This is a genomic window from Xenophilus sp., assembly GCF_044462705.1.
Lineage (GTDB): Bacteria > Pseudomonadota > Gammaproteobacteria > Burkholderiales > Burkholderiaceae_C > Xenophilus > Xenophilus azovorans.
In genome coordinates, this window is sequence record NZ_JBIQNC010000095.1 from 11,640 (window position 1) to 18,377 (window position 6,738).

General features: G+C 68.6%; 5 protein-coding genes. 2 read left to right on the forward strand and 3 right to left on the reverse strand.

The window, feature by feature from the left end:
* A partial coding sequence (locus ACIY1X_RS15025) for an ESPR-type extended signal peptide-containing protein (protein WP_399681825.1) occupies positions 1 to 2,131 on the reverse strand: 2,131 nt, incomplete at its 3' end.
* Positions 2,132 to 2,488: 357 nt separating this feature from the next.
* On the opposite strand from ACIY1X_RS15025, the gene ACIY1X_RS15030 reads away from it, so the two are divergent.
* Positions 2,489 to 2,854 carry a hypothetical protein gene (locus ACIY1X_RS15030; RefSeq protein WP_399681827.1) on the forward strand — a complete coding sequence of 122 codons (366 nt, stop codon included), beginning with the start codon at positions 2,489 to 2,491 and terminating at the stop codon, positions 2,852 to 2,854.
* Entirely contained in the window at positions 2,854 to 4,008 is a 1,155-nt protein-coding gene (locus ACIY1X_RS15035) for a DUF2827 domain-containing protein (RefSeq protein WP_399681829.1), read from the forward strand. The genes ACIY1X_RS15030 and ACIY1X_RS15035 overlap by 1 nt, the downstream gene beginning before the upstream one ends.
* Positions 4,009 to 4,029: 21 nt before the next feature.
* Here the strand turns inward: ACIY1X_RS15035 and ACIY1X_RS15040 are convergent, their stop codons facing one another.
* Positions 4,030 to 6,096, reverse strand: coding sequence for an NAD(+) synthase (locus ACIY1X_RS15040; protein WP_399681831.1), 2,067 nt, complete (start codon positions 6,094 to 6,096; stop codon positions 4,030 to 4,032).
* Entirely contained in the window at positions 6,093 to 6,716 is a 624-nt protein-coding gene (locus tag ACIY1X_RS15045) for a cysteine hydrolase family protein (RefSeq protein ID WP_399681832.1), read from the reverse strand. The genes ACIY1X_RS15040 and ACIY1X_RS15045 overlap by 4 nt, the downstream gene beginning before the upstream one ends.
* Between the last annotated feature and the right edge of the window lie 22 nt (positions 6,717 to 6,738).

Here is a 6,738-nt window from a genome sequence, read left to right on the forward strand (position 1 = left end):
TGCTGTCGGTCGTGCTCAGGCCCGTGGACAGGCTGCTGATACCGGTCGAGGTCGAGGTCGACAAGCTGTTCAGGTGGCTGTCGGTCGTACTCAGACCTGTGGACAGACTGCTGATGCCGGTAGACGCCGAAGTCGACAGACTGTTCAGATGGCTGTCCGTGGTGCTCAAGCCGGTGGACAGGCTGCTGATCCCCGTGGACGTGGAGGTCGACAGCGAAGTGATGGCGCTCGTTGCCGTATCGAGTTGCTCGGCCACGCGGTAAACCTGGCTGCCATTGATCACGTCGGTGCTGTCCGCGCTGATCCGGCCAGCGGCCACGTGAGTAATCTGCCGCTCGGCATTCACGCCCCCCACGCTCACTTCACCCACCGGGCTGCCGCCCGCGAACGGCCCGAAAGTCATGGTCCCGACCGTGGCGCTGGGCACCGCAGTCGTGCCGGTCGTGACGGCACCGGCACCCAGCGAGACGGAGTTGTCTCCCGACGCCACGGCATTGGGGCCGATCGCCACCGAATCCTCACCCAGGGCCTGCGAGTCCGCCTTCGTCGAGTTGGCGTGGAAGTACTTGATCCCCTGGCTGTTGATGCGGTTGATCACATCGCCGACATTGTTGACGGCGCTCGTCGTACCGTTGTTGTTGTAGACGGTGTAGGACGGAGCAGTCCACTGGCCCGTGACCGGATCGTAGGCCGCACCGCCACCCAGGCCGCTGGCGGCGCCCTGGGCTGCAGTCGCGAGGTTGCTGTTGGTCGTACCCAAGCCGGTCGACAGGCTGCTGATGCCGGTGGACGTCGAGGTCGACAGGCTGCCGATACCCGTGGACGTCGACGTGGACAGGCTGACCAGACGGCTGCTGGTCGTGCTCAGCCCCGTCGACAGGCTGCTGATGCCGGTGGACGTGGAGGTGGACAGGCTGCCGATGCTGGTCGAGGTCGAGGTGGACAGCAGATTGATCGCGGAGTTGGTCGCGAAAAGCTGGCTGCCGTTGACGGCATCCGTCGAAGTGGCGTTCAGCCGTCCCGCAGCCACGTTGGTGATCTGCCGAGTGGCGCCTCCGTCCGTGCCAACACTGACCACACCGACCGGAGCCGTCGCCCCGGAGGCGCCGGCGAAGGTGTACGCGGTGCCGCCGATCGTTGCGCCGGTGGTCGCCACTGCCGCACCGGTCGTCGCACCATCGCCGAGTGCGACGCTTCGGGCCGTGGTGGCCACGGCGCCCTCACCCACTGCCACCGAACTCGCGGCAGTGGCCCGGCTTCGATTGCCCAGCGCAATAGCGTTGGTAGAGGAGTTGACCGTGTTCGCCGACGCGCCGATGGCGATACCCCCGGTGGTCGAGTCATCGGCGGACTTCTGGTCCGCCCAGGCACCCGTGCCGATGGCGACGCCGCCGCGCCATGCCGTCGCGCCGGAACCGACACCCAGCGCCACGCCTTCCTGGGCCGCCGTGGCGTTGGTGCCCATCGCGAGGCTCTTCTCGCCATTCGCGGCAACGGAGGAGCCGACGGCCACGCTGTTGGCCGCAATCGCGGAGGCACCGGGGCCGACAGCCACGCTGTCCGTGCCGGCCGCGGCGGCTGCCGCGCCCGTGCTATTCGCGTGAAAGTACTTGGAGTTGAAGATGTTGCCGCTGGTGGTTCCGGCAGCTACGCCAGTGCCGGCCAAGATCTCTCCGCCAACTACACGGGTCGTTCCATAGATGAGCGTGGAATTCTGGGCGGTAGTGGTCGACGAACCGATGCTGACAACAGTGCCAGCGCCGTCGTTGTTGCCGCGAAAAAACTCCCGAATGGCGGTATTGCCGTTCCCCCCGCCACGAAGAACAAGATCCTCTCCCACGGCATTGCGATCTGGATTGGCGGTGAACACCAAACCCTGATCTCCCGATGGCGCGCAGTATTCAAACGTCGCGCTTCCCGCGGAAGCTCCACCTGCGGGGCCATTCGCAGTCACCACGGTGCTGCAATCAAGGGCTGCGTACGCCGGAAAGGACATTCCACCCAACAGCCCGAGGAGCCCAACCACGGCCACAGCCCCCTTGGATCGCTTGCCTCGCGTCGGGGAAAGCTCTGACACTGCCACCCACGCGCCGAGCGATTCGTTCCAGATACTGCGATAACTCTTGTTCACGCGCTTGTTCCGTTCATGTTCACGGCGCTTCGGTTAAGCCGAAAGACCTCGTATCAAACCTGAGCAGCCTCCACTCGATGAGGTAGATTAGCTACATAAGTTAACAATTGTCTTCATCACGGCCGTACGTCCTAGAGAAAAAGTGCACAGAAGTCTTCACGAATGCAAATGTGTGACACTTTTTCAACAAAAGTATTCCTAATGAACCGACAACGCTCCCCTTCCTATGTGTGCCTCGCCATCGCCTGTGCCCTCGTGTGTACCTCTTGCGCAACGACGCAGACCGGTGACGGGCGCGCAGCGCAGGCGGCAAACCCGGCCCCGGCTGCCGCATCGCCTGCCGCCGCCCCCTCTTTCATGTTCCGGACCATCGTTCCGGCGCCCGCCTCCGGCGCATCGGTCGCGGAACTCGGTCAGGCGACCGCCGCCGGCCTGAGCGCCGCGTGCCTGGACGCGCGCCAGCAGATGGTTGCCGTGCTGCATGCCCCCGACAGCTTCGATCCGCAGACGGGCATCTATGCGATCTCTGCCACCCTGGGCCTGCTGCCGCCGGTCAGCGGCCCGCTGCCGTGGCCGGAGAACTCCTATGCGGTGACGCGGGCGTTGCCGGGCCTAGATGCCGCAGCACGCAAGAAGATGGCGCTCGAGACCGTCGAGGTGACGGCCAGGCTTCTGTGCCGGACCATCGCCACCCAAGGCGCACCCGACGCCAAGAAGCCCTGATGGCCAGCAACGCTGCTGCCGGTGCACGTTTGCGCATCGGCATCACCATCGGCCTTCACCACGCGGCCGAAACCCTCTGGAACAACGGCATCAAGCAGAACGCCGTGTTCCTCGCCGAGGCGCTGCGGCACTGCACGAACGTCGCCTCGGTGATGCTGGTCAACACCACGGCCGTTCCGATCACGCCCGCGCTGCCCTGGGACCAAGCGCGCTGGCCCACCCGCAGCTTTGCCGACGCCAAGGACGAGCTGGACGTGCTGATCGAGCTGGGCGGCCAGATCGACGCGGCGCAGACCGAGCACCTCAAGCAGCGCGGCGCGCGGCTGGCGTCGTACTGCTGCGGCTTCGAGTACGTGCATGCGATGGAGTCCGTCCTGTTCGGCCGCCCGCTGTGGGGGCAGAACCTGTTCGTCAACCAGCGCTACGACGACATCTGGATGGTCCCGCAGGTGGACCGCATCAGCCGCTCCTACTTCGAGGTGCTGCGCCGACAGCAGGCGCGCGCCGTGCCCTTCGTGTGGAGCCCGGTCTTCCTGGAGCAGCGCGCCGCCGCGCTGCCCGAAGGCGGGCGCTGGCGGGCACGGCCGGCGGGCACGCCGTGGCGCCTGTCGGTGATGGAGCCGAACATCAACGTCGTGAAGTTCTGCCTCTACCCGATCCTGATCGCGGAAGAGGCCTTCCGGGCCGACCCGGCCGCGGTGGAACTTCTGCAGGTGACCAACGCGCAGCGCATCGCCACCGAGTCGATGGAGTTCATCACGCTGATGAACCAGCTCGACATCGTGCGCCAGCACAAGGCGGTGTTCCTCGATCGGCACGACACGCCGACCTTCCTCTCGACGAACACCGACGCGGTGATCTCTCACCAGTGGGAGAACCCGCTCAACTACTTCTACCTGGAAGCCTGCTGGCAGGGCTACCCGCTGGTGCACAACGCGCACCTGGTGCCGGAGCTGGGCTACTACTACGCCGGCAACGACGTGCAGGCGGGCGCGCGCCGGCTGCGCGAAGCCATGGCGGGCCATGCGGCGGACGCCGCCGGCTACCTGCAGCGCCAGCGCGAGCGGATCGGGCGCTTCCTGCCGGATTCGCCGGGCCTGGTGGCCCAGTACACCGCCCTGCTGGACGAGCTGGTGCGTCGGCCCGCGCGCTGAGCCGCAGCCGCGCGGCGCGCGTCAGCCGATCTCGTCCGGCACGCTCTTCAGCTCCTCCAGCCACGCCCGCGACTCCGAGTCGCTCGGCGCGCGCCAGTCGCCGCGCGGCGAGAGCGAACCGCCCGAGCCCACCTTGGGCGCATTGGGGACGCAGCTTCGCTTGAACTGGCTGATCTGGAAGAAGCGCCACAGGAAGGTGCCCAGGTGCTTCTTGATCTCGGCCAGCGTGTACTGGTTGCGCGCGCCTTCCAGCGTGGGCGGCCAGCGGCCCTGCGCGCGGTCGTGCCATGCCGCATGCGCGAGAAAGGCCACCTTGCTCGGTGCGAAGCCGTAGCGCACCGTGTAGTAGAGGTGGAAGTCCTGCAGCTCGTACGGGCCAACCGTGTCCTCGGTGCGCTGGCCGGGCTGTTCCGCCCCTTCCTGCCCCGGCACCAGCTCGGGGCTGACCTCGGTGGCGACGATGGCGCGCAGCACGCGGCTGCCCTCCTCGCCCAGCAGGTTCTTGTCGGCGACCCAGTGCACCAGGTGCTTGATCAGCGTCTTGGGCACGCTGGCGTTCACGTTGTAGTGCGACATGTGGTCGCCCACGCCGTAGGTGCACCAGCCCAGCGCCAGCTCGCTCAGGTCGCCCGTGCCGGCGACGATGGCGCCGTGCAGGTTGGCCAGGCGGAACAGGTGGCTGGTGCGCTCGCCGGCCTGCACGTTCTCGAAGGTGATGTCGTACACCGCCTCGCCGCGCGCGAAGGGATGGTCCAGGTCGGCCAGCATCTGGCGGCAGCTCGGGCGGATGTCGATCTCCTGCGCGCTGCAGCCCACCGCCTTCATCAGCGCATGGGCCTGCTGCAGGGTGCGGCCGGTGGTGGCGAAGCCGGGCATGGTGTAGGCCAGGATGTCGCTGCGCGGCCGGCCGAGCCGGTCCATCGCCTGCGCCAGCACCAAGAGCGCATGGGTCGAGTCCAGTCCGCCCGAGACGCCGATCACCACCTTGCCGATGCGCGCCGCCTCCAGCCGCTGCACCAGCGACTGCACCTGGATGTTGAACACCTCGTAGCAGCGCTCGTCCAGCGTGGCCGGGTCGGCGGGCACGTAGGGGAAGCGCTCCACCGCCCGCCTCAGGCCCTGCGCCTGCGCCGGTGGCGCCAGGTCGAAGGCCACGGTGCGCCAATCGGCCAACTGCGCCTGGTGGCGCTGCATCGAGGTGCCGAAGCTGTTCTGCCGCATGCGCTCGCGCGACACGCGCTCCAGGTCGACGTCGGCGTAGACGATGTGCGAGGCGTTCGAGAAGCGCTCGCTCTCGGCCAGCATCTCGCCGGCCTCGTAGATCAGGGCCTGGCCGTCCCAGGCCAGGTCGGTGGTCGATTCGCCGATGCCGGCCGACGAGTACAGGTAGGCCGCCTGGCAGCGCGCCGACTGCAGGGCCACGAGCTGGTGCCGGTAGGCCGACTTGCCGATGGTGATGTTGGAGGCCGAGAGGTTCACCAGCACCGTCGCGCCGGCCAGCGCCGCATGGCTGGACGGCGGCACGGGCACCCACACGTCCTCGCAGATCTCGCAGTGCAGCGCCAAGAGCGGCATCTGCCGCGAGCGGAACACGATGCGGCTGCCGAAGGGCACGCCCTCCTGCCCGCACAGCGCGATCTCGGTGGAGCGCGCCGCGTCGCCGCCGGCGAACTGCCGCGCCTCGTAGAACTCGGCGTAGTTGGGCAGGTAGGTCTTGGGCTGCACGCCCAGGATGCGGCCGCCGGCCACGATCGCGGCGCAGTTGAACAGCAGGTGGTCCACGCGCAGCGGCAGGCCGACGATGGCCACGCAGCCCAGCTCGCGCGATGCCTCCACCACCTGCGCCAGTGCCGCCTCGCAGGCGTCCAGCAGGGTGGACTGGTGGAACAGGTCGTCGCAGGTGTAGGCCGACAGGCCCAGTTCCGGGAAGGCCACCACGGCGGCGCCCTGCGCCGCCGCCTCGCGGTACAGGCGCACCGTCTCGGCAGCGTTGAAGGCCGGGTCCGCCACGCGGTTGCGGGGCACCGCCACCGCCACCCGGGCGAAGCCGTGGCGGTAGGGGTTGGAGAAAGGCAGGTCGTGCGTCACGGGCGGGTTCCTCGGGAAGACGCGCCGGCCAGGCGGATGCGCGGGCCGGGCGTGGTGGATAGCTTGAACACGGCGTCGAACTGCTCCAGCACCATGGCCTGGCGCCGCACGGTCTGCGTGGCGGTGCAGTCGCGCGGCACCACCACCTCCAGGTCGCGCATGCGGGCGGCGATGGCGGTCGCCAGGATGCACTGGTCGCTCGCCACGCCGGCCAGCAGGAGGCGGCGCACCTGCAGGTGCTGCAGCAGCAGCGCCAGCGGCGTCGCGTGGAAGGCCGACTGCTGCGGCTTGAGGACGAAGTAGTCCTGTTCGCCCGGCGCCAGCAGCCCGGCGATGCGCGCGCCCTCGCCGCCGGCCGCCAGGGCCTGCTGCACGAGCGCGGGGAAGTCGGAGCGCCAGCGGCCGCGGTGGTCGTTGGCGTAGATCACCGGCACGCCCGCCGCCATGCAGCGCCGGCGCAGCCGCGCCACCGCCGGCGCGATGCGCGCCGCGTGGGGCAGCAGCCGGGCGGCATCGGGGAAGTCCCAGACGCTGATCATGTCGATGACGAGCAGCGCCGTCTGCCCCGCCGCGCGCTCGTCGGCCAGGGCACCGTTGCGCGGGCGCGGTCGGGAAGCCATCCGCCGAATCTAAGCCATGTCA